The organism is Pseudomonas sp. 2,4-D, assembly GCF_030418155.1.
Taxonomy (GTDB): Bacteria; Pseudomonadota; Gammaproteobacteria; order Pseudomonadales; family Pseudomonadaceae; genus Aquipseudomonas; species Aquipseudomonas alloputida.
Genome location: NZ_JAUHUI010000050.1, coordinates 14,792 through 36,634 on the forward strand (window position 1 = coordinate 14,792; position 21,843 = coordinate 36,634).

Below are 21,843 nucleotides of genomic sequence, written 5' to 3' on the forward strand. Positions count from 1 at the left end.
CATTGCACGGATAATGGCCAATAGCTATAACTGAGGGCAGGGCAAGATAATCCGCAGGACGCTGACGTGACGAGATGGGTGTATGTCAAAGTGTGGCGTGCGTGCGCGGTTGCTTGGCTTGTGCACAGAGAGGGCGTCCGCGTGGGCGATGGCGCTGATTGCACTGGTGGCGGGCGGCTTGTTGACCGCTGCCTTGGCATTTGCCGCGCACACCTTCTATAAACAGCAGCTGCGCCAGCGCTTCGAGCTGCTGGCCAGCGAGCGCGCCAGCCGTATTGCCGAGCGCTTTGACGAACAGCAGCAGCGCCTGGATGGGCTGCGGCGGTTCTTCAGTTTTTCCAGCGAGATCACCCCGCGCGAATTCGACGGCTATGCCCGACCACTGCTGCAACGCACCTTGGCCTATGCCTGGGCGCCGCGCGTCGAGGCTGCGCAACGCGCCGAATTCGAGCGCCTGGCCAGTGCCCATACCGGCCCAGGCTATGTGATCCGTGACCAGGACGCGCAAGGCCAATGGCGCCCGGCTTCGCAGCGCGACCATTACTTCCCGGTGCTCTATACCCAATCGAGCGAACGGCCCGGGTTGCCTTATGGCCTGGACCTCGCTGGTCAAAGCGGGCCCCAGGCGGCCCTGGCGCGGGCGCTGGCGCCGGGCAGCATGGCGGTGTCCGAGCCATTGGCCCTGTTCGATACCCAATCGGCAGGGCGCGGCCTGCTGATGGTAGCGCCGGTATTTTCCGATGCCGACCCCCGCGGTGCGGCAGTGGGCTATGTGATGGCGTTGCTGAGCATGCGCGAGCTGGTCAGCGACGGTCGACCGGTAGCGGTTGATGACAACCTGGTCGTGCGCATCACGGACCCGTCCGGGTTACAAGGCCCCGTCGTGATGTTCGATTCGCAAAATCCGGTCGCGCCCTTGGCCCTGGCCAGCAATCAGTTGTTGCGCCTGGCCGATCACCATTTCCAGCTGAGCATTCAGCCAAGCCAGGCGTTCGCGCAGGCGAACCGCTCCTCGGCGGTGATGGCGGTCGGTTTGTTGGGCGGACTGTTGAGCCTGTTGCTCAGCGTGCTGCTCTACAGCCTGTTCAGCCAGCGTCAGCGCGCCCTGGCCCTGGTCGCTCAGCGTACTGCCGAGTTGCAGGTCAGCGAGCAGTCGTTGCGTGGCACCCACAACCAACTGCGCAGTGTGCTGGATGCCGCGACCCAGGTGGCGATCATCGCCACCAACCTCAAGGGGGTGGTCAGCACGTTCAACGCCGGTGCCGAACGCATGCTCGGTTACGCGGCCAGCGAAGCGATCGGCCGCTTGCGCCTTGAAGACCTGGTACTGCCGGAGGAGCTGAACCTGCGTGCCCAGGCCTTGAGCTTGCGTTTTGGCCGCGCCATTCCTGGCGGCCAGGCGATGTTCGCTGAAACGGTGCAGGAGCACGGGGCCGAGCCTGGCGAGTGGACCTTGCTACGGGCCGATGGCAGCCAGCTGGTCGCCAACATGCTGGTGACTGCCATGCTCGACGAACAGGGGTTGTGGGTTGGCTACCTGGCCATCTGCATTGACGTGACCGAGCGGCGCCGGGTGCATGAGGCGTTGGCAGCGCGTGACCGGTTGCTGGAAAAGCTCAGCGCCGAGGTGCCGGGCGGTATCTACCAATATCGCCTGGATGCCAACGGCCATTCGTGTTTTCCATACGCCAGCATGGGCCTGTATGACATTTATGAGATCGACCTGATGCAGTTGCGTGAGGATGCCTCGGCGGTGTTCGAGCGTATCCACCCCGATGACCTGGAACGCGTGCGCCGCTCGGTGCGCTATTCGGCCGAACACTTGTCACCCTGGCGCGAGGAGTATCGAGTCTGCCTGCCACGGGCCGGAATGCGCTGGGTGCGTGGCGAGGCGACCCCGGAAGTGGGCGAGCAGGGCTGCACCCTGTGGCATGGCTACCTGACTGACATCTCCGACCTGAAGGGCGTGGAGGAAGAGTTGCGGGCGCTGTCGGTCACCGACTCGCTGACCGGTATCCATAACCGTCGCTATTTTCAGGAGCGGCTCAAGATCGAACTGGAAAGGGCCCAGCGCGATGGCTTGCCGCTGGCGGTGATCATGCTCGACATCGATCACTTCAAGCGCATCAACGACCGCTTCGGCCATGCTGTCGGCGACCGGGTGCTGCGTAGCCTCTGCCAGCGCATCGCTCAGCGTTTGCGCCGTACCGATGTGTTCTGCCGCTTGGGCGGGGAAGAGTTCATGGTGCTTTGCCCGGGCAGCGATGCCGATCAGGCCCGGCTGCTGGCGCTGGAGTTATGGCAAGGGGTGCGCAATGTACCGGTGGAAGGCGTGGGCCAGGTGACTGCAAGCTTCGGTGTGGCGGGCTGGCGGTCGGGCGAAGGCGCCGATGCCTTGCTGTTGCGCGCCGACGCCGGCGTGTATGCGGCCAAACAGGCCGGGCGGGACCGGGTGGAGGGGGAGCTGGTATAAAACCGTGCGCGCGGTCGGCGTGGGGGCCGCTTTGCGGCCCTTTCGGGACGCAAAGCCGCTCCTGCATCGACTGCGCAATCGGGCCCGGCTGAGTGGCAGCTGGCGTCAGTTGGCCGCTGTACTGCCAGCCAGCTTCGGCTGGCGATACAGGTCAAGCAACACCTGATCCAGCACCTGCGAGGCACCCCACGGTTTCGGGTCGTTGAGAATTGCCGCTACCGCCCAGGTATGGCCGTTGCTGTCGCGGCTGAAGCCGGCAATCGCCCGCACAGTGTTCAGTGTGCCGGTCTTGATGTGCCCTTCACCGGTCATCGCGGTGCGCTTGAGACGTTTGCGCATTGTGCCGTCCATGCCCACCAGCGGCATCGAGCTCATGAACTCGGCAGCGTAAGGGCTCTTCCAGGCGGCTTTCAGCATCTCGGCCATTTCCCGGGTACTGACCCGTTCGGCACGCGACAGGCCAGAGCCGTTTTCCATCACCAGATGCGGCGCGGTGATGCCCTTTTTCGCCAGCCATTGGCGTACCACGCGCTGGGCAGCACGGGCGTCGTCGCCATCGGCATCGGTGCGGAACTGCGCGCCAAGGCTCAGGAACAGCTGCTGGGCCATGGTGTTGTTGCTGTACTTGTTGATGTCGCGGATCACTTCCACCAGGTCTGGCGAGAAGGCTCGGGCCAGCAGGCGAGCACTCTTGGGCACATTCTCGATGCGGTCGCCACCCTGGATGTTGCCACCCAGTTCGTTCCAGATTGCGCGCACGGCACCGGCGGCGTAGGTGGGATGGTCGAGCAGTGACAGGTAGGTTTGCGAGTTGCAGCCGTCACCCAGTTGGCCGCTGACCGTTACACTGATGCCGTCGGCTTGGGGCACCGGGTTGTAGCGCACATCACCGGTGCATTTCTTCGAGGCTACCGGCTTGATCTGGTTGTCGATACGGATACTGGCAATCGGCGGCTCGACTGCGACGGTGACCTTGCCACCATCATTGCGCGCCACGAAGCGCAGGGCCTTGAGGTTGACCAGCAGCGAGTCGGGCTTGACCAGGAACGGCTTGTTTTCATCACCGCCGTCGTCGTTGAACTGCGGCAGGTTGGGTTGCACGAAGTGGCTGCGGTCCAGCACCAGGTCACCGGTGACGGTGCGCACGCCATTGGCGCGCAGGTCACGCATCAGCAGCCACAGCTTTTCCATGTTCAGTTTGGGGTCACCGCCACCTTTAAGGTAGAGGTTACCGTTAAGCACGCCGTTGCTCAGGGTGCCGTCGGTGTAGAACTCGGTTTTCCACTGGAAGGTCGGGCCGAGCAGTTCGAGGGCGGCGTAGGTGGTGACGAGTTTCATGGTCGACGCCGGGTTCACCGACACATCGGCATTGAACACGGTCGGGGTGCCGGGGCCGTCCAGCGGCAGCATCACCAGCGACAGTGCTGTGTCCTGCAGTTTGTTGGCCTTGAGCGCCTGCTGCACTTTGGCAGGCAGGGTGGTATTGACGGCGGCGTGGCTGGGCAAGGCAAGTGGCAACAGCAGGCCGGCAAGTATGAAGGGACGAAGCGTTTTGATCATAGCGAGTGAATACCCTGCGGCGAGGGAAAAGGGCTTTGGGGCTGTAAGAGATGATGGCCCCACGACGTAAACAGTACGCATTATGCCCCAAGCGCAGCCGCGATGCGTCACGTTCGACGGAAAAGCATCGCCAATAAAAAGGCCACCCGAATGGGGTGGCCTTTTCAGCAATCAACCTTTCAGCCCGAAGCTGACAAGTATCACTCAGCCTTGTTGATAGGCTTTTCCGGGTACCAGGCATCCAGCAGCGGGCTGACTTCGATCTTGGTCAGTTCGCTGCGGCCTTTGAGCCAGGCTTCAACGGCAGCGCGCTGTTCTTCGCTGACCGAGCCGCGTTTGACCGAGCACACCAGGCCGAAATCGTCACCGCCTACATAATCCAGGCCGTTGGCGTCCATGGCTTCTTCCAGGAACGCGTCGAGGAAAGCATCGATTGCCTGGTCATCCAGATCTTCCTTGAATTCCAGGTTCAGCTCGAAGCCCAATTCCTGAAACTCGTCGACACACAGCTTCTTGCGCAGACGACGGGAGCGGTTTGTGGCCATGAAACAATCCTCTTAGGTAATAACGCCGCGCAGTCTACCAGTTAACACGTGTGGTTGCCTGCCTGAGTATTCGTGCTTGTGGCCAATTCCTTGGCCAGGGCACGTTCCACTCGGCACATATGCCGTGCCAGTGCCTGGCGCCGAAGGCGCACCTGGGCAATGGGCAAGTCGCTGGCCTCGAGGGCTTCACAGGCCGCCATCAGGTCAGGGGCTTCCAGCATGCGTGCGGCGCTGAGCACCTTGTGGGCCTGCTCGGCAATGGCGCCGCTGTCGTGTTGCGGGTGAAGCGCCATCAGGCTGGCCAGGTCGGCCTGAAGGCTCTGATGCAAGGTTTCCAGGAAGCGCTGACGGTCAACCGGGTCAGGCCCGACCACGGCGGCCAGGCCGTCCAGCTGGTACAGCTTGCGTCGGGGGCATTGCTGGCGGCGCGGGCGAATGCCAGCCAGGCGCTGGCTGAGGGTGCTCAGGCTGATGGGCTTGAGCAGGCAGTCGTCCATGCCGGCGGTCAGGCACTTGCGGCGTACTTCCGGCTGTGCGTTGGCGGTGTAGCCGAGGATGGTGCAGGGTGGTCGCTTGCCCTGGCGTTCTTCGGCGCGCACGGCAGTCGCCAGCTGGTAACCGTTCATGTGCGGCATGTTGCAGTCGAGTACCAGCACATCGAAGTCGCCTTCCCGCCAGGTCGCCAGGCCTTCCTGCCCATCGCGGGCGCTGGCGTGCTCCAGGCCCAGGTAGCCAAGTTGTTGCGCCATCAGTTGCAGGTTGGCCGGGTGATCATCGATGACCAGCACGTTCAGCCGTGGGTCGGGCACGTCGAGCTGCTCGGGCAGCGGTTTCGGCTGCTCTGCGCCATCCACCCGTTGCAGCGGCATCTTCAGGCGCACCTGGGTACCGACATCCTCCAGGCTCTTCATGGACAGGCTGCCGCCCATCATTTCGCACAGGTTGCGGCAGATGGCCAGGCCCAGCCCGGTACCTGCGCGGGCGCCCTGGCTGTGCGGGTTGGCCTGGATGAACGGGTTGAACAGGCGCTGCAGGTCGTCGGGGTGGATGCCGATGCCACTGTCGCGCACCTCCAGCTCCAGTACGGCTGGTGTGCTGGTGCCGTCATCCAGCAGCCTGACGCAGATGCGCACCTGACCGTGCTCGGTGAACTTGATGGCATTGCTCACCAGGTTGGACAGCACCTGCTTGAAGCGCAGCGGGTCAAGCAGGACATGGCAGCGTGCGGCCGGGGCGATCTGCACCTCCAGGGCCAGCCCTTTCTGCCGCGCCTGGCCATCGAAAATGCGCGCCACCGATTCGACCAGCGCCGCCAGGTCGACCACCTCCGGGGCCAGGGACAAGTGCCCGGACTCGATGCGCACGATGTCGAGAATGTCACCGATCAGGCCCAGCAGGTCTTTGGCCGAATGGTGTGCCAGTTCCAGCGCGCTGCGGTCCACCCGGCCCTGGTCGGCGCGCTTGACCGCCAGTTCCAGCATGCCGATGACGGCATTCATCGGGGTGCGGATTTCGTGGCTGATGGTCGCCAGGAACGTGCTCTTGGCCCGGTTGGCATCGTCGGCCTGCTGCTTGGCCTGGCGCAGCTCAAGGACCAGTTGGCGGCGTTCGCTGATGTCGATCCAGCCGCCGATGATCCCCTGCACCTCACCCAGGGAGTCACGGTACGGCAGGATCCAGTGGTAGATGGTCAGGTCCCGGTCCTTGATCCGTAATGGACGGTCCTTGATCAGTGGTGAACCCGCCGCCATGACTTTCTGGTAATCCGCCTGGATCTGCCGAGCCTGCTCGGAATCGGCAAACAGGCTGTCCTTGAGTTTTTTGCCGATCACCTGATCGGAGCGGGCCTGCACGGCTTCAAGGTAGCTGTAGTTGCAACTTTTCAGGCAACCCTCGCGGTCGCGCACATACATGGGGTGGGGCGTACCGTTGAGCAGGGCGCGCATGAATGCCAACTGGTCGTTCAGCGCGCGTTCGGCGCGCTGGCGCTGGCGAATCTGCAGGCGCAGGCGGGCATTCCAGAGCAGGGCCAGCAACAAAAGCACGGCCGTGGCCAGCACCACCTGCAGGGCAAGGCGGCTGTAGCCTTTGGTGTTGTCATCCTCATGCCTGCCAAAGCCGCGCCAACGGTTGTTGATTACCCCCAGCTCCTCGGGTGAGATACTCAGCAAAGCCTTGTCGAGGATAGACAACAGCGCCGGTGACGGGGCAGTGGTGGCCATGGCGAAGTTGGCGGGTTCGCTGCCGACCGAGGTGCGGATGACCAGTTCGGGGTTGCTGGCCAAGGCGTGGTTGGCGTCGATCAGGGTGGTGATCACCGCATCTACAGCCCCGCTGTTGAGCAACGCCATGGAGTAGAACGCGCTTTCGGTCTCGACCCAGCTTATCTTTGGATAATCCCGGGACAGCATGGCGTTCATGGTGCTGTAGCGGGTAATGGCGATGCGATGCCCCTGCAACTGCTCCAGTGAACTCAATGTGTTGTTGTCCTTGTGGTTGACCAGCACATAAGCGCTTTCGAGGTAGGGGCGGCTGATTTGCAGGTCGTCCCCTGCTTTGCCGGCGCTGGCCAGTGCGGCGATGACATCGGCCCGGCCATCCTTGAGGCGGGCGACCATGTCGGCAATGCCACTGGCGCGCTGCACTTCGAAACGCAACCCGGTGCGCAGGCGAATGAGGTCCAGCAGGTCGGCGGTGATGCCTCGGAAATGCCCCGAATCATCGAAGTAGGACAGTGGTGCAGCCGCGTCATCGGCTGCCACGCGCATCACGGGGTGCTTCTCCAGCCACTGCTGCTCGGCCGCGCTCAATTGCAGTTGGCGATCGCTCAGCAACAGGTCGCTGCCGGCGCTCCAGCGTTTGAAGATACTGGAGCGAATGGCCGGGCTTTGCCTGTCCAGGATGGTGTTCACCAGGTCCAGCAGCACGGTATCTTGCTGACGCAAGGCAAAACCGAAGCCGATGGCCTCGTGTTTGCCGAAGTTGGCCATGCGCAGGCGGGGCAGATGACCACGGTTGAGCTGGTAGTGCGTGGAGATGGTATCGCCGATGAACACGTCGGCCTGCCCGAACGCGACAGCATTCAGTGCCTGGCTGGAAGAACCGAAGGCCAGCAGCTCGGCCTTGGGGTAGGCGGTGAGTACTTCCTGTCTGGGCAAATAGTGGTAGAGCATGCCCAGGCGCATGCCGGCAAGGTCCGTGTCCAGTGCCCGGTTTTCGTCTTCACGGGTTACCAGTACAGGTTGGTCGACGGCATAGGGGCGCGACAGTGCCAGGCCGTCACTGGCCGCTTCGTAGCCATTGGCGCTGCCCAGCAGGTCGATATCACCGTGCCTGAGCGCCTCCACCGCCGCCTGCCGGCTGGAGAAACGCAGCACCCTCACTGGCAACTGCAAGGCCTTGCCGATCAGGTTTGCGTACTCGGCGGTCAGGCCCTGGTAGTCGTTGCCGCCACCGGTGATGTCAAACGGCGGATAGTCGGGTGCCGATGTGCCCAGCACCAGTTCCTGCCGGCCTTCGAGCCATTGCCGTTGTTCGGGCGTGAGCACGGGCTGGACGGGGTGGGCCGATGAGCGCGCCAGTAACGTAAAGGACGCGGCTTCGCGATGGCCAGCCTGTGTCGCGCCGCTGAGCAGCAGCAGGACGAGCAGCAGGCGATTGATAGCTCGGGCCATGACCACGTTCAGACCAGCGCGTTGCGCTTGGCCATCTCGATCAGATCGACCAGCGTATTGACTTGCAGTTTGTGCATGAGACGCTTCTTGTAGGTACTGACAGTCTTGCTGCTGAGGAACATGCCTTTGGCAATTTCCTTGTTGCTGCGGCCTTGGGCGAAAAGTTGAAGCACCATCAGTTCGCGGTCATTTACCTGGCGGAAAAGTTGCAGGTCACTGTCGGTCGTCTGGTTGTTTTTTATTGCCTGGCTGGGGAAGTAGTTATAACCAGCCAGTACGGCCTTGATAGCACTGAGCAGTTCACTCAAGTCTTCCTGCTTGCAGACATAACCTGCTGCGCCCGAGTGCATGCAACGTACGGCAAACAATGCCGGGGACTGTGCAGTCAATACCAGAACCTTCAAGGGCAGGGCCATGCTCTGAAAACGGGCCAGCACCTCCAGGCCGTCTAGCTTGGGGATGCTGATGTCGAGGATGACCAGGTCGGGGTTGCTCTCGCGGATCATCTGCATGGCGTCTACGCCGTTGTCCGACTCGCCGACAATCTTGTAATTCTGGTTTTCCAGCAGCATACGGACGGCCAGGCGAATCACCGGATGGTCGTCAACGATAAATATGGAGTGCATGTTCAACTTCCCTGCGGTCGATTGAGGGTGACAGTGGGCACCTTATCGCAGTTGGAAGTCCTCAGGCGTGCGAGGAGTGGCTGTTAGGCCTATATGGGAAACGGCTTACAAGATAAAACAAAATGGGCTACGGAATAGGTGTGCTTAACTCGCTGTCAAAGCGATTTTGGTAACTTTTCATTAGTTTTTATTCATGCCGTTTAGTGTGGCCCCCGTTGGTGTAGGAAGTTTCCTGCAAGCGTGGTGCAGCGCCTGGCCGAACCTGCGCTGCACCGACGCGTTTCAGGTCGGGCTGGAACGCCCGGTCATCTCCCGGGCCATTTCGCTGGCATAGCTGTCGGTCATGCCGGCGATGAAGTCGATCATGCGCAGGAAGGCGCTGTGCAACGAGGCATGCGGGTCTGGCGCATTGTTGCCGATCAGGTCCAGCACCCTGCGACTCTTGAACGATGGCGTACGTCCACCGTGCTGCTCGAGGGCCGCACCGCAGAACGTGTTCAGCAGAATCTCCAGGGTGGTGTAGGCGCCGATTTCGTGCAGGGTCTTGCGCTTGTCCTGGAAGATCTTGTTGCGTGCCATGTCCTTGGCTTGCAGTACGCAGCGTTTGGCTGGGCCATGCATGTGTTCCACCAGGTCGCCCGGCAGTTGCCCGGCCAGCAACGCCTGCTGCTGCTCGACGAATGCGTGGGCGGCGGCGTTGGTCAGGTGTTCGATGGCCTTGCCGCGCAGGATGGCCAGTTTGCGCCGACGAGAATCGCGTGGACCGAGCTGGCGGTAGGTTTCTGGCAGGTCTTCGCCGACCAGGTCGAGCAACAGTGCCTCGACTTCTGCGTATTGCAGCAGCTCCATTTCCAGGCCGTCTTCCAGGTCGATCAGCGCGTAGCAGATGTCATCGGCAGCCTCCATTAGATACACCAGCGGATGGCGCGCCCAGCGCTGGTGTTCCAGCTGCGGCAGGCCGAGTTTGCGGGCGATCTGTTCGAGCAGGGGCAGTTCGCTCTGATAGCTGCCGAACTTGTGCTTCTTGTAGCCCAGGGCGTCGGCGTGGCGGGCGCTCCACGGGTACTTGAGGTAGGTGCCGAGGGTGGCATAGGTCAGCCGGGTCCCCCCATCGAACTGGTGGTATTCCAGTTGGGTGAGCACACGAAAGCCCTGGGCATTGCCTTCGAAGTTGAGAAAGTCGGCCCGTTCGTCATCGCTCATGTCGTCCAGCCAGCCACGCCCGGCCGCCTGCTGGAACCAGTGGCGAATGGCGTCTTCGCCGGAGTGGCCGAATGGCGGGTTGCCGATGTCGTGGGCCAGGCAGGCAGACTGCACGATCATCCCCAGGTCACTGGGGGCGCACCAGTCCGGCAGGTTGTCGCGCAGGGTCTCGCCGACGCGCATCCCCAACGAGCGGCCGACGCAGCTGACTTCCAGCGAATGAGTCAGGCGCGTATGGATATGGTCGTTGCTCGACACCGGGTGCACCTGGGTCTTGCGGCCGAGGCGGCGGAAGGCACCGGAGAAAATGATGCGGTCATGGTCTTTGTGGAAGGGGCTGCGCCCGAGTTCATCGGCGCTGTACAGGGCTTTGCCCAGCCGTTCGCGGGTAAGCAAGGTGTGCCAGTCCAAGGCGCGGTCTCCTGTCGTTCGAAGGCAGCAGCATACCCTGCAGGAAGCGCATTGTGCTGCGAAGAAGAGGCCGGCCCCAGGATGCATTCGTATCGATGGAACGGGCCTCTTCGCAGCACAAGGCTGCTTCTGCCGGGGCGAACCCTGGTCAGGGGCGGCGGCTGCCCTGCAGGTAGAGGCGTACCAGCGGCAGCAGGGTGCTGCCCAACCGTACCAGGCGCGTCAGGTTGCCGCTGCGTACGCCCTTGCCGGTGAGAAAGCCCAGCGCCACCACGGCACCGATGCCCCATAGTGGCGCATGCTTGATACCCAGGCCTTCATGTAGCGAGGTGCCCATACCGCGCACGCGGCGCAGCGGTTCAAGCAACTGACCGGACTCATGACGGATTTCCTGGCGGTGCATTTCCATGCGCAGGCGCAGCAGCGCCTTGCGCAGTTCGCGCGGGTTACGCGTGTTTGGCAGTTCTGGCAGGCTCATGGCAACAGGCGCTCCCTGTCCTTGGCAAGTTCGTCGAGGGTGGCGCCGAAGGGCGATGATTCGTCGAACACCGCCGCCTTCAGGCGCACGCCGCAGTACAGTGCAGCAATGCCATAGAACACGCACAGGCCAATGATACCGGCCAGTCGATAGCTGTCCCACAGCAGCACCAGCAGCAGCCCGGACAGCGCGGTCAACAGCAGCAGGGCGAACACCAGCGCCAGGCCGGCGAACAGCAGCAGGCTCAAGGTACGGCCTTTCTGCTCCTGCAACTCGATACCGAACAGTTCGATGTGACTGTGCAGCAGCCCCAGCATGGCCGCGCCCAGGCGCTTGCCCGAAGCGCCAGCGCCGTTGGCGTCATTCTCCATGGGTTCCCCTTAGCGCCGGTTGGCCAGCAGACCGATCAACAGGCCGACGCCGGCTGCGATGCCGATTGCGCGCCACGGGTTTTCCTGCACGTACTGCTCGGCGCTGCCAAGCGCTGCCTGACCGCGTTCACGTACCGAGTCCTGGGTCAGTTGCAGGGTTTCGCGGGCCTGGGCCAGGCGCTCGTGAATCTGCTCGCGCAATTCGTCGGCCTGGTCGCCGGCCAGGTTGGCGGTGTCGGCCAGCAGCTTCTCGGTGTCTCGCACCAAGGCCTGGAAGTCAGCCATCAATATCTCTTGTGCATTCTTTGCCGATTTGCTGGCCATGGGTCTCTCCCTGTCGATGAGTGTTGGTAGTTCGAGTGACAGCACGCATGGAAGGTTCAAGTGCGGCTGCTGGTACGGGCCTTGCTAAGTTTTTGCCACGTTGCGGAGCGCCCCTGACAGGTTTTGCGCCAATTCAGAGCGCCCGCGCAGCGGATACCGATAAACCTTAACCCAATCCACGACAAACCCAAGAAAAAACCACGCAGGCTTCACCCCGCTCACCTGAACAGGGTAGTGGCTGGCACCGATTCGGTGCAGGGATGCAGGTTCTTGAACTGTCCTGGTGCCTTTTTCAGCAGGTCTGCCTATTTCATGGAAAACATGCACAGCGCTATGGACTCTCTGGTCCACGGTTCCAACACCCTGTTCATTCTCATGGGCGCCATTCTGGTGCTGGCCATGCATGCCGGCTTCGCGTTCCTTGAAGTGGGCACGGTGCGCCACAAGAACCAGGTCAACGCCTTGTCGAAGATCCTCAGCGACTTCGCCATCTCGGCGCTGGTCTACTTCTTTATAGGCTACTGGATCGCCTATGGGGTCAACTTCTTCCAGCCGGCGACAACGCTGGCTGTCGACCATGGCTATGCGCTGGTCAAGTGCTTCTTCCTGCTGACCTTCGCGGCGGCGATTCCGGCGATCATCTCCGGGGGCATTGCCGAGCGGGCGCGGTTCGTGCCGCAGTTGTGTGCTACGGCGTTGATCGTGGCGTTCGTCTATCCGTTCTTCGAGGGGGTGGTGTGGAACGGCAACCTGGGCGTGCAGGCCTGGCTGCAGGCACGCTTCGGCGCACCGTTCCACGACTTTGCCGGGTCTGTGGTGGTACACGCCATGGGGGGCTGGCTGGCGCTGGCCGCGGTAATGCTGCTGGGGGCGCGCCGTGGGCGTTACCGCGATGGGCGATTGGTGGCGTTTGCGCCGTCGAGCATTCCCTTTCTGGCGTTGGGTTCGTGGATCCTCATCATCGGCTGGTTCGGCTTCAACGTCATGAGTGCGCAGACTTTGCAGGGCGCCAGCGGCCTGGTGGCGATCAACTCGTTGATGGCCATGGTGGGTGGCACCCTTTCAGCGTTGCTGGCCGGGCGCAACGACCCGGGCTTCCTGCATAACGGCCCGCTGGCCGGGCTGGTGGCGATTTGCGCAGGTTCCGATCTGATGCACCCGGTGGGTGCGCTCGCCACCGGCCTGGTGGCGGGGGCTCTGTTTGTCTGGACCTTCACCGCTGCGCAAAATCGCTGGAAAATCGACGACGTCCTGGGTGTGTGGCCGTTGCATGGTCTGTGTGGCGTGTGGGGTGGCATTGCCTGTGGCGTGTTCGGCCAGGTGGCGTTGGGTGGCTTGGGGGGTGTCAGCCTGGTCAGCCAACTGCTGGGCAGCCTGATGGGCGTGCTGGTGGCCTTGGCCGGTGGCTTTGCCGTGTACGGAGCCATTCGTGCGTTGCATGGCCTGCGCTTGAGCCATGAGCAGGAGTTCCAGGGGGCGGACCTGTCGCTGCACCGGATCGGTGCTACCAGCCAGGATTGAGCCTGGTCAGGTGCAGGGTGGGCGTGGCGCGCCTAGAATAGGCTTCTGTGTATGCCAACCCGGGACCTGCCACATGCTGCCTGAATGTCAACTGTTCGGCACCCTCGGCTGCCACCTCTGCGAAGTGGCCGAGGCTGTGTTGATGCCTCTCGTCGATCATGGCCTGCTGGTAGAGCTGGTCGACATCGCCGAGAGCGAGCCTTTGTTCGAGCGTTATGGCCTGATCATTCCGGTGCTGCGGCGCTGTGACAACGGCGCCGAGTTGCACTGGCCGTTCGATACCGAACAAGTGGTGGCCTTTCTTGGGCAATGATGGCTGCAGAGGAGTTGCAACCCTGCTCCATGATCTGTGAAGCGAGCTGATGATCCGGTGGAGGCGCACCGTCGCCGGTAACCTTCTCCATCATCGGAATAGCTCGCCATGTTGATCACTCCACATTTCACCCTCGATGAAATGACCGTTTCCCAGCTCGCCGCCCGCGACGGGTTCGATAATGCACCGCCCCTCGAAGCCAGGGCCAACCTGCAATTACTGTGTGGTGCGCTGGAACAGGTACGTGCATTGTTCGACGCGCCCATCATCATCAGCAGTGGGTATCGCAGTGAAAGGGTCAATCGGTTGATCGGTGGCGCCTCCGATAGCCAGCACGTGCAAGGGCTGGCGGCGGACTTCACGGTGATCGAGGTCAGCCCGCGCGAGACCGTCCGGCGAATCAGCGAAAGTGCGGTGCCCTTCGATCAGCTTATCCTGGAGTTCGACAAATGGGTGCATCTGTCGGTGACGCGCGGCACGCCGCGTAGGCAGGTGCTGACCGTGCGCAAAGGCAGCGGCTACCTGGCGGGGCTGCAATGAAGCGCATTGACGGCAGCAAGGGGATGTTCGTATGCTGTATATAAATACAGTATCGAGGTGAAGCCATGCTCAATGTCGAGCAACTCAAGTACAGCGTCAACCGCATGCCCGTGGACCGGGTGGCTGACGCCGTTCTGGAACTGCGCCTCGAAGGCCTGGTGACCGGCGACTGCACGCCGTTCGGCAAAGTCCACTTCAATACCTGCTTCGCCGAGATCGAGGCTTTGTTCCAGCGGGCCGGTTACCACCGAGGGCTGGATGTGGTGGGCTATGAGGGGTTGCTCTATGCACTCTACGACCCTGGCCGCTGGGAGCCGGTGCAAGTACTGCGCTGGCTGAAGGATCGCTGCGAGGCGATGGCCCAGGCTGGTTGAGGGGGCGGGCTTGGGCGATAATGCGCGGCCATGAACGTCTCGAGTCCAGCCATGACCACGCCTTTCGACCCCGCCCGCCAGCAAGCCAGTACGGTGTGCCTGCCACCTGGTAACTGGGTGACTGTGCTCGATTGCTTGTGTGATCATTTCAAGGCCATCGACCGCGCCCAGTGGCTTGACCGCTTCGCCCGTGGCCGGGTGCTGGATGCCGAGGGGCAGGCAGTTGCCGCCGACCTGCCTTACAAGCGTGGCATGCGTTTGCATTATTTCCGCGAAGTGCCGAACGAACGGCCGATCCCGGTGCAGGAGGTGGTGCTGCATGTGGACGAGCACCTGGTGGTGGCCGATAAACCGCATTTCCTGCCGGTGACGCCGACCGGTGAATACGTCGAGCAGACCTTGTTGCGCCGCCTGATCCGGCGCCTGGACAACCCGCACCTGGTGCCGTTGCACCGCATTGACCGGCACACCGCCGGGCTTGTGCTGTTTTCCGCCAACCCGCACAGCCGCAGCGCCTACCAGCGGCTGTTCCCCGAGCGGCGTATCGACAAGCGTTACCAAGCCATTGCCGCTGCCATGCCACAGCATGCCTTTCCGCTGGTGCACAAAAGCCGCCTGGTGCATGGCGAGCCATTTTTCCGCATGCATGAAGTGGAGGGGGAGGCCAACAGTGAAACCCTGGCCGAGGTGCTGGAGAAGAACGGTGAGCGATGGCGCTATGGGCTGTCGCCAGTGACCGGCAAGACCCATCAGTTGCGTGTGCACATGGCGGCTTTGGGGGCAGGGATCAGCAATGACCCGTTCTATCCGCAATTGCTCAACGAAGAGGATGACTACCAGCGGCCGCTGAAACTGTTGGCGCAGAGCCTGCGTTTCGAGGACCCGCTGAGTGGCGAAGAGCGCTACTTCGAGAGCCGCTTGCGGTTGGACTGGTAACACCGCAAGCGAACTTACCCGGGAAAGGGCCGGGCCTGCTGGCCAATCTCCACCCGCCGTTCACCGTCGCCGCCGCTACCGTATTCGCGGGTAAACCCGCTCCTACGCGTAGGTGATTCGGCACATTCCGTTGTAGGAGCGGGCTTGCCCGCGAACACCGGCGGAGCCGGTGCCCTCCACCGCGGTGGAGGGCCAAGTCGCGAGCTTCAGCGGTTGAAGCGCTCTACCAGCGAATACTGGCTGCCCGCCGTGCTGGTCAGTTCTTCGCTCAGCAGTGCCGAGTGCTGCGCCTGTTCCGCGGTCTGGTCGGCCAGTTCGGCAATGGTGCTGATGTTGCGGCTGATCTCGTCAGCCACTGCGGTCTGCTCCTCGGTTGCAGCTGCAATCTGGGTGGCCATGTCGGTGATATTGGCCACCGCTTCGCTGATGCCTACCAGCGCCTCGTCGGCCTGCATTACCCGATCGACGCCTTCCTGTGCCTGGCGGTGGCCGGTTTCCATGGTCAGCACTGCGTTGCTGGCGGTCTGTTGCAGTTTGGCGATCAGGCCGTGGATCTGCCCGGTGGATTCGGCGGTGCGCTGGGCCAACTGACGCACTTCATCAGCCACCACTGCAAAGCCACGGCCCATTTCACCTGCGCGCGCCGCTTCAATGGCTGCGTTAAGCGCCAGCAGGTTGGTCTGGTCGGCGATGCCCTTGATCACGTCGACCACGCCACCAATCTCGTCGCTGTCTTTGGCCAGTTGCGTAACCGTCTGGCCGGTCTCGCCCACTGCCGCCGACAGGCGCTCGATGGCCTCGCGGGTTTCTCCGGCAATCTGCCGGCCCTGGCTGGTCAGCCGGTTGGCTTCCTGGGTGGCATCGGCGGTGCGCTGTACATGGTTGGCCACTTCCTGAGTGGTGGCGGCCATCTGGTTTACTGCGGCGGCGACTTGCTCGGTCTCCACCCGCTGGCGCTCCAGCCCAGAAGAGCTCTTGTGCGCCAAGGCATCGGACTGGCGTGCCTGGTCGCTCAGGTGTTCGGCACTGTCTTGTAGCCGCGTCAGGCAGGTTTTCATGCGTGCGTCCTGGCTGAGCATGGCCATTTCCAGGCGCGCCTGCACGCCACGGCTGTCGGTGTACATCTGCGCGATCAGTGGGTCGGAAGTGGTTTGCTCGGCCAGGCGCAGCAGGCGCTTGAGGCCGCGCTGCTGCCAGCTCAGGCCGAGCAGGCCCAGTGGTACCGAAAGCCCTGCGGCCAAGGCAAAGCCCCAGGAATGACCCAGCCAGTTGCCGATCAGGAAGCCCACCTGGCTGATCAAGATGAACGGTAGCCAGTCCTGCAGCACTGGCAGCCACTTGTCGCGGCGCGGTACCGGCGGCTTGCCCTGGTTGATGCGCTGGTACAGGGCCTCGGCGCGGCGGATCTGCTCGGCGGTGGGCTTGACCCGCACCGACTCGAAGCCGACAACCTGGTTGTTATCGAAGATGGGGGTGACATAGGCGTTGACCCAGTAATGGTCGCCGGACTTGCAGCGGTTCTTGACGATACCCATCCACGGCTGGCCCTGCTTGAGGGTTTGCCACATATGGGCAAACACGGCAGGCGGTACGTCGGGGTGGCGCACCAGGTTGTGCGGTGCGCCAGTCAGCTCCTCGCGGGTGAATCCACTGATTTCGATAAAGGCATCGTTGCAGTAGGTGACCACACCCTTGGCGTTGGTAGTGGAGATCAACCGCTGCTGGGCAGGGAAAGTCCGTTCTCTCTGGGTAATCGGCTGGTTGTTACGCATGGGTGATAGTCCGCAGGGCTTTCGACAGGTATCGGCAAGCCGCTGGTTTTATTGAATGGATATTTGATTCATTGATTGCAGAGATTGAGCGCCGCCCCCGCGGCGCTCGGTTTCAAGAACGGAACGAATCTTCGGCCAGACTCAACCGGCGATCATCTGGCGCAACACATAATGCAGAATCCCCCCCGCCTTGAAGTATTCCACCTCGTTCAGGGTATCAATGCGGCATAGCACCTCGATCTGTTCCTGTTGGCCATCCTCGCGGGTGATGCGCAATGGCAGGCTCATGCCGGGGTGGATATGTGCGCCGTCCAGCCCCAGTACATCGATCTGCTCCTTGCCGGTCAGCCCCAGCTGTTTGCGGTTGTGCCCAGCCTTGAATTGCAGCGGCAACACGCCCATGCCCACCAGGTTGGAGCGGTGAATACGCTCGAAGCTTTCTGCCAGCACGGCCTTGACCCCCAGCAGGTTGGTACCCTTGGCTGCCCAGTCGCGGCTCGAGCCGGTGCCGTACTCCTGGCCGGCAATCACCAGCAGCGGGGTGCCTTCCTGCTGGTAACGCATGGCCGCGTCGTAGATCGACAGCTTCTCGCCAGTGGGCACATGCAAGGTGTTGCCGCCTTCTTCGCCTGCCAGCATTTCGTTGCGGATACGGATGTTGGCGAAGGTGCCGCGCATCATCACTTCGTGGTTGCCACGCCGCGAACCGTAGGAGTTGAAGTCGCGTGGCTCCACACCCTGTTCCCGCAGGTAGCGCCCGGCCGGGCTGTCGGTCTTGATGTTGCCGGCGGGGGAAATGTGGTCGGTGGTCACTGAGTCGCCCAGCAGCGCCAGCACCCGTGCGCCGTGAATATTGGCAATTTGTGGCGGCGGCCCGCCGATGCCGTCGAAGAACGGTGGGTGCTGGATGTAGGTGGAGTCAGCCTGCCACACGTAAGTGGCGGCCTGTGGCACCTCGATTGCCTGCCATTGCGCATCACCGGCAAACACTTCGGCGTACTCCTTGTGGAACATCGCCGTATCGACCTTGGCCACGGCCTCGGCAATTTCCTTTTGGCTCGGCCAGATATCCCGCAGGTAGACCGGTTGGCCGTCCTTGTCTGACCCCAGCGGGTCGCGCGTCAGGTCCAGGCGCACGCTACCGGCCAAGGCGTAGGCCACCACCAGTGGGGGCGAGGCCAGCCAGTTGGTCTTGACCAGTGGGTGCACGCGGCCCTCGAAGTTGCGGTTGCCCGATAGCACCGAGGCCACGGTGAGGTCGGCGCTGCCAATGGCTTTTTCGATCGCCTCGTCCAGCGGGCCGGAGTTGCCGATGCAGGTGGTGCAGCCATAACCGACCAGATCGAAGCCAAGCTGGTCGAGGTAAGGCGTGAGCCCGGCTGCCTTGAAGTAGTCAGTGACCACCTTGGAGCCCGGCGCCAGCGAGCTCTTGACCCAAGGTTTGCGTTGCAGGCCTTTTTCCAGGGCTTTTTTCGCCACCAGCCCGGCAGCCATCATCACGCTGGGGTTGGACGTGTTGGTACATGATGTGATCGCGGCAATCACCACGGCGCCATCGCGCAGGGTGTGGGTCTGGCCCTGATGGCTGTAGTCGATCTCGCCGGCCTGATCGGCGTTGCCCACCGCCACGCCGCCGCCACCTTCGTTTTCCAGGCGGCCAACCTCTTTGGCCAGCGGTTTGGGCTGCAGCTCGATGAAGTGGTCGAAGGCCTGGCTGACCTGGCCCAGTGCTACGCGGTCCTGCGGCCTTTTGGGCCCGGCCAGGCTGGCTTCGACCTCGTCCATGTTCAGTGCCAGCGTGTCGCTGAATGACGGCTCCTGGCCGGGCAGGCGCCACATGCCCTGCGCCTTGCAGTACTGCTCGACCAGCCTTACGGTCGCTTCGGGGCGGCCCGAAAGGCGCAGATAGTCCAGGGTGACCTGGTCGACCGGGAAGAAGCCACAGGTGGCGCCATATTCCGGTGCCATGTTGGCGATGGTCGCGCGGTCTGCCAGGGGCAGCTCGGCCAGGCCGTCGCCGTAGAATTCGACGAACTTGCCCACCACGCCTTTCTTGCGCAGCATCTGCGTCACGGTCAGCACCAGATCAGTGGCAGTGATGCCCTCTCGCAGCTTGCCGGTCAGCTTGAAGCCGATCACTTCGGGGATCAGCATCGATACCGGCTGGCCGAGCATGGCCGCTTCCGCTTCGATGCCGCCGACACCCCAGCCGAGGACGCCCAGACCGTTGATCATAGTGGTGTGCGAGTCTGTGCCCACCAAGGTATCGGGGAAGGCATAGGTGCGGCCATCAGCCTCACGGGTCCATACCGTGCGGCCCAGGTATTCCAGGTTGACCTGGTGGCAAATGCCGGTGCCCGGCGGGACCACGCGGAAGTTGTCGAATGCGCTCTGGCCCCAACGCAGAAAGGCATAGCGCTCACCATTGCGTTGCATCTCGATGTCGACGTTTTCGGCGAAGGCTTGCGGCGTGCCGTAGCGGTCGACCATTACCGAGTGGTCGATCACCAGGTCGACCGGTGACAGCGGGTTGATCCGTTGCGGGTCGCCACCAGCCTTGGCCATGGCGGCGCGCATGGCCGCCAGGTCGACCACGGCGGGCACGCCGGTGAAGTCCTGCATCAACACCCGCGCCGGGCGGTACTGGATCTCGCGGTCGGAGCGCCGTTCGCCAAGCCATTGGGCAATGGCGCGTAAGTCCTCTCCGGTGACGGTCGCGCCATCCTCCCAGCGCAGCAGATTTTCCAGCAGCACTTTCAGCGACATGGGCAGGCGCTGCAGGTCACCCAGCTGGCGGGCGGCCTCGGTGAGGCTGAAGTAGTGGTAGGTCTTGTCGCCGACCTTGAGGGGCTTGAGGGTGTTCAGGCTATCGAGCGAGGGCATTGCCAACTCCTTCTGCACCGGTGCCCGGCAAATATTCACGGTTTGCCTGCAGCACCGCTCTGTATCGGTCCGCACGGCACGGACCTGGCTGAATGGTCAGGTTAGACCGGTTTACGCTACCTGACCTTTTTCTGGACCGGCGGGGCGTGTCGCAGGTTCCGAACTTCCTTTATCATCGCCGCCCTGCCGGCGCCTGTGGTGCGCCAGCCGTAGTGGAGTGAGAGATGAATACCCTGTTCATGCATTGCCGGCCCGGTTTCGAGGGCGAGGTTTGCGCCGAAATCAGCGAACATGCCGCCCGCCTGGGTGTTGCCGGCTATGCCAAAGGCAAGCCGCAAAGTGCCAGTGCCGAGTTTGTCTGTAGCGAGGAGGGCGGTGCCGAGCGCTTGATGGGGGAACTGCGTTTCAACCAGCTGATTTTCCCGCGGCAGTGGGCACGTGGCGGTTACGTCGAACTGCCGGAAAGTGACCGCATCAGTGTGTTGCTGGCGCAGTTGGCTGATTTCCCGGTGTTCGGCAGCCTTTGGCTAGAGGTGCTGGACAGCAACGAAGGCAAGGAATTGTCCACCTTCTGCCGAAAGTTCGAAGTGCCGTTGCGCAAGGCCCTGGAGAAGGCCGGCCGCTTGGTAGACGACCCTGGTCGCCCACGCTTGCTGCTGACCTTCATCAGCGGCCGCCGGGTATTTGTCGGCGTTGCATCGGCCAGCAACAGCGCCTTGTGGCCCATGGGCATCCCGCGCCTGAAGTTCCCTCGCGAGGCACCTAGCCGTTCGACACTCAAGCTGGAAGAGGCCTGGCACCAGTTCATTCCGCGTGAGCAGTGGGAGCAGCGCCTGGGTGATGACATGACCGGCGTCGACCTGGGAGCCTCGCCGGGTGGCTGGACCTACCAGCTGGTGCGCCGCGGCATGCTGGTGACAGCCATCGACAACGGGCCGATGGCCGAAAGCCTGATGGACACCGGCCTGGTCCAGCACTTGATGGCCGATGGGTTTACCTGGCAGCCGAAGCAGCCGGTAGACTGGATGGTGTGCGATATCGTCGAGAAGCCGGCGCGTACCACCTCGCTGATTGAAACCTGGCTGGGTGAGGGGCTGTGCCGCGAGGCGGTGGTCAACCTGAAGTTGCCGATGAAGCAGCGTTATGCCGAAGTACGGCGCCTGCTCGACCGTATGGAGGCAACATTCAAGGCACGCAAGATCAGGGTGTCGATTGCCTGCAAGCAGCTGTACCACGACCGTGAAGAAGTAACCTGCCACCTGCGGCGGCTCGACTTGAAGCCACGCTGAGGCCAGCACGTCGTTCTGCTTCTGCTTCTGCTTCTGCTTCTGCTTCTGCTTCTGCTTCTGCTTCTGCTTCTGCTTTTGCTGTTGCTTCTAAGCGCGCGATAGTTCAGGCGACGCAGATTGCGACTTCAGGAGGCCGAGTGCAGGGCTTGCGAAGGGAGGTGACGGGCATGGATGCCCGTCAAGCGCTGGGCCCCAGGATGGGGCCTGCAGCGCGGTCCTCCCGGGAGCAAGCCCGGAGCGAGGGGACCCCGGAGCGCAGCGCAGGGGCCGGATGATGGGAGCCGACGGTTTTTGGTTCCTTTTTGCCACGACAAAAAGGGACCCGCCGTAAGGGCGGAAAGGTGACTATGCGCCACCGTCGCAAATGAATACCTACTTGATGTGGATGCTCACATCCAAGAAGCAAGAAGCAAGAAGCAAGAAGCAAATTCGTCTGTTTTGACTCAGCGAACCGTCCGTTTGCGATGGCGACTCTGACTCACCTTTTCGCCCTTACGGCGAGTCACTTTTTGTCAAACGCGACAAAAAGTAACCAAAAAACGCTGCGCTC

The 21,843-nt window shown here is 62.6% G+C and carries 17 protein-coding genes; 7 read left to right on the forward strand and 10 right to left on the reverse strand.

The genetic code is table 11. The annotated features are described in order from the left end of the window. Window positions 1-82 precede the first annotated feature (82 nt). On the forward strand, window positions 83-2,473 hold the full coding sequence (locus tag QYE47_RS24150; RefSeq protein WP_070384160.1) for a diguanylate cyclase: 2,391 nt from the start codon (window positions 83-85) through the stop codon (window positions 2,471-2,473). Between the two features lie 105 nt (window positions 2,474-2,578). On the opposite strand, the gene dacB is transcribed toward QYE47_RS24150, so the two are convergent. The 8 genes from dacB to QYE47_RS24190 all read right to left on the reverse strand — a co-directional run bounded on the left by dacB (window position 2,579) and on the right by QYE47_RS24190 (window position 11,665). Continuing rightward, window positions 2,579-4,033, reverse strand: a complete 1,455-nt coding sequence (gene dacB / locus QYE47_RS24155; protein ID WP_014591809.1) for a D-alanyl-D-alanine carboxypeptidase/D-alanyl-D-alanine-endopeptidase — start codon at window positions 4,031-4,033, stop codon at window positions 2,579-2,581. A 200-nt stretch (window positions 4,034-4,233) separates the two neighbouring features. After that, window positions 4,234-4,578 carry a YggL family protein gene (locus tag QYE47_RS24160; RefSeq protein ID WP_003248695.1) on the reverse strand — a complete coding sequence of 115 codons (345 nt, stop codon included), beginning with the start codon at window positions 4,576-4,578 and terminating at the stop codon, window positions 4,234-4,236. A 41-nt stretch (window positions 4,579-4,619) separates the two neighbouring features. Continuing rightward, the gene (locus QYE47_RS24165; protein WP_014591808.1) at window positions 4,620-8,252 is read right to left on the reverse strand and encodes a transporter substrate-binding domain-containing protein; all 3,633 of its coding nucleotides are present in this window, start codon (window positions 8,250-8,252) and stop codon (window positions 4,620-4,622) included. Window positions 8,253-8,260: 8 nt separating this feature from the next. Further along, window positions 8,261-8,878: a response regulator transcription factor gene (locus QYE47_RS24170; protein ID WP_003248700.1), complete on the reverse strand. Its 618-nt coding sequence runs from the start codon at window positions 8,876-8,878 to the stop codon at window positions 8,261-8,263. A gap of 282 nt (window positions 8,879-9,160) precedes the next feature. Beyond that, window positions 9,161-10,492 (reverse strand): deoxyguanosinetriphosphate triphosphohydrolase, encoded by a 1,332-nt coding sequence (locus QYE47_RS24175; RefSeq protein ID WP_014753953.1) that lies wholly within the window; start codon window positions 10,490-10,492, stop codon window positions 9,161-9,163. A gap of 148 nt (window positions 10,493-10,640) precedes the next feature. Continuing rightward, window positions 10,641-10,970 (reverse strand): hypothetical protein, encoded by a 330-nt coding sequence (locus QYE47_RS24180; protein WP_070384159.1) that lies wholly within the window; start codon window positions 10,968-10,970, stop codon window positions 10,641-10,643. Next, complete coding sequence (locus QYE47_RS24185; protein ID WP_003248706.1) at window positions 10,967-11,341, reverse strand: phage holin family protein; 375 nt, start codon at window positions 11,339-11,341, stop codon at window positions 10,967-10,969. Before QYE47_RS24185 ends, QYE47_RS24180 begins: the two co-directional genes overlap by 4 nt. A 9-nt stretch (window positions 11,342-11,350) precedes the next feature. After that, window positions 11,351-11,665 (reverse strand): YqjD family protein, encoded by a 315-nt coding sequence (locus QYE47_RS24190; protein ID WP_010953104.1) that lies wholly within the window; start codon window positions 11,663-11,665, stop codon window positions 11,351-11,353. A gap of 312 nt (window positions 11,666-11,977) precedes the next feature. Between QYE47_RS24190 and QYE47_RS24195 the strand changes: the two genes are divergently transcribed. The 5 genes from QYE47_RS24195 (at window position 11,978) to QYE47_RS24215 (ending at window position 15,349) form a co-directional block, all read left to right on the forward strand. Continuing rightward, window positions 11,978-13,186 carry an ammonium transporter gene (locus QYE47_RS24195; protein ID WP_019437378.1) on the forward strand — a complete coding sequence of 403 codons (1,209 nt, stop codon included), beginning with the start codon at window positions 11,978-11,980 and terminating at the stop codon, window positions 13,184-13,186. Between the two features lie 73 nt (window positions 13,187-13,259). Continuing rightward, the gene (locus QYE47_RS24200) at window positions 13,260-13,499 is read left to right on the forward strand and encodes a glutaredoxin family protein (RefSeq protein ID WP_010953106.1); all 240 of its coding nucleotides are present in this window, start codon (window positions 13,260-13,262) and stop codon (window positions 13,497-13,499) included. A 108-nt stretch (window positions 13,500-13,607) separates the two neighbouring features. Then, window positions 13,608-14,039, forward strand: coding sequence for a D-Ala-D-Ala carboxypeptidase family metallohydrolase (locus tag QYE47_RS24205; protein ID WP_019437379.1), 432 nt, complete (start codon window positions 13,608-13,610; stop codon window positions 14,037-14,039). Between the two features lie 65 nt (window positions 14,040-14,104). After that, the gene (locus QYE47_RS24210) at window positions 14,105-14,413 is read left to right on the forward strand and encodes a hypothetical protein (protein WP_014591801.1); all 309 of its coding nucleotides are present in this window, start codon (window positions 14,105-14,107) and stop codon (window positions 14,411-14,413) included. A gap of 51 nt (window positions 14,414-14,464) precedes the next feature. Beyond that, window positions 14,465-15,349, forward strand: a complete 885-nt coding sequence (locus tag QYE47_RS24215; protein WP_014591800.1) for a pseudouridine synthase — start codon at window positions 14,465-14,467, stop codon at window positions 15,347-15,349. Between the two features lie 206 nt (window positions 15,350-15,555). Here QYE47_RS24215 and QYE47_RS24220 read toward each other — a convergent pair whose 3' ends face one another. Together QYE47_RS24220 and acnA are read right to left on the reverse strand one after the other, a co-directional pair. Continuing rightward, window positions 15,556-17,121, reverse strand: coding sequence for a PAS domain-containing methyl-accepting chemotaxis protein (locus QYE47_RS24220; RefSeq protein WP_014591799.1), 1,566 nt, complete (start codon window positions 17,119-17,121; stop codon window positions 15,556-15,558). Between the two features lie 141 nt (window positions 17,122-17,262). Beyond that, window positions 17,263-20,004: an aconitate hydratase AcnA gene (acnA, locus tag QYE47_RS24225; protein ID WP_014591798.1), complete on the reverse strand. Its 2,742-nt coding sequence runs from the start codon at window positions 20,002-20,004 to the stop codon at window positions 17,263-17,265. A gap of 224 nt (window positions 20,005-20,228) precedes the next feature. On the opposite strand from acnA, the gene rlmM reads away from it, so the two are divergent. Next, on the forward strand, window positions 20,229-21,293 hold the full coding sequence (gene rlmM / locus QYE47_RS24230) for a 23S rRNA (cytidine(2498)-2'-O)-methyltransferase RlmM (protein ID WP_004577178.1): 1,065 nt from the start codon (window positions 20,229-20,231) through the stop codon (window positions 21,291-21,293). Window positions 21,294-21,843: the final 550 nt, after the last annotated feature.

Bases quoted from the DNA above. Each gene is read 5' to 3' on its own strand.
- dacB (WP_014591809.1), bottom strand. From the start codon at position 4,033: ATGATCAAAACGCTTCGTCCCTTCATACTTGCCGGCCTGCTGTTGCCA.
- QYE47_RS24160 (WP_003248695.1), bottom strand. From the start codon at position 4,578: ATGGCCACAAACCGCTCCCGTCGTCTGCGCAAGAAGCTGTGTGTCGAC.
- rlmM (WP_004577178.1), top strand. From the start codon at position 20,229: ATGAATACCCTGTTCATGCATTGCCGGCCCGGTTTCGAGGGCGAGGTT.
- QYE47_RS24195 (WP_019437378.1), top strand. From the start codon at position 11,978: ATGGAAAACATGCACAGCGCTATGGACTCTCTGGTCCACGGTTCCAAC.
- QYE47_RS24200 (WP_010953106.1), top strand. From the start codon at position 13,260: ATGCTGCCTGAATGTCAACTGTTCGGCACCCTCGGCTGCCACCTCTGC.
- QYE47_RS24215 (WP_014591800.1), top strand. From the start codon at position 14,465: ATGACCACGCCTTTCGACCCCGCCCGCCAGCAAGCCAGTACGGTGTGC.
- QYE47_RS24190 (WP_010953104.1), bottom strand. From the start codon at position 11,665: ATGGCCAGCAAATCGGCAAAGAATGCACAAGAGATATTGATGGCTGAC.
- QYE47_RS24150 (WP_070384160.1), top strand. From the start codon at position 83: ATGTCAAAGTGTGGCGTGCGTGCGCGGTTGCTTGGCTTGTGCACAGAG.
- QYE47_RS24180 (WP_070384159.1), bottom strand. From the start codon at position 10,970: ATGAGCCTGCCAGAACTGCCAAACACGCGTAACCCGCGCGAACTGCGC.
- QYE47_RS24210 (WP_014591801.1), top strand. From the start codon at position 14,105: ATGCTCAATGTCGAGCAACTCAAGTACAGCGTCAACCGCATGCCCGTG.
- QYE47_RS24185 (WP_003248706.1), bottom strand. From the start codon at position 11,341: ATGGAGAATGACGCCAACGGCGCTGGCGCTTCGGGCAAGCGCCTGGGC.
- QYE47_RS24220 (WP_014591799.1), bottom strand. From the start codon at position 17,121: ATGCGTAACAACCAGCCGATTACCCAGAGAGAACGGACTTTCCCTGCC.
- acnA (WP_014591798.1), bottom strand. From the start codon at position 20,004: ATGCCCTCGCTCGATAGCCTGAACACCCTCAAGCCCCTCAAGGTCGGC.
- QYE47_RS24205 (WP_019437379.1), top strand. From the start codon at position 13,608: ATGTTGATCACTCCACATTTCACCCTCGATGAAATGACCGTTTCCCAG.
- QYE47_RS24165 (WP_014591808.1), bottom strand. From the start codon at position 8,252: ATGGCCCGAGCTATCAATCGCCTGCTGCTCGTCCTGCTGCTGCTCAGC.
- QYE47_RS24170 (WP_003248700.1), bottom strand. From the start codon at position 8,878: ATGCACTCCATATTTATCGTTGACGACCATCCGGTGATTCGCCTGGCC.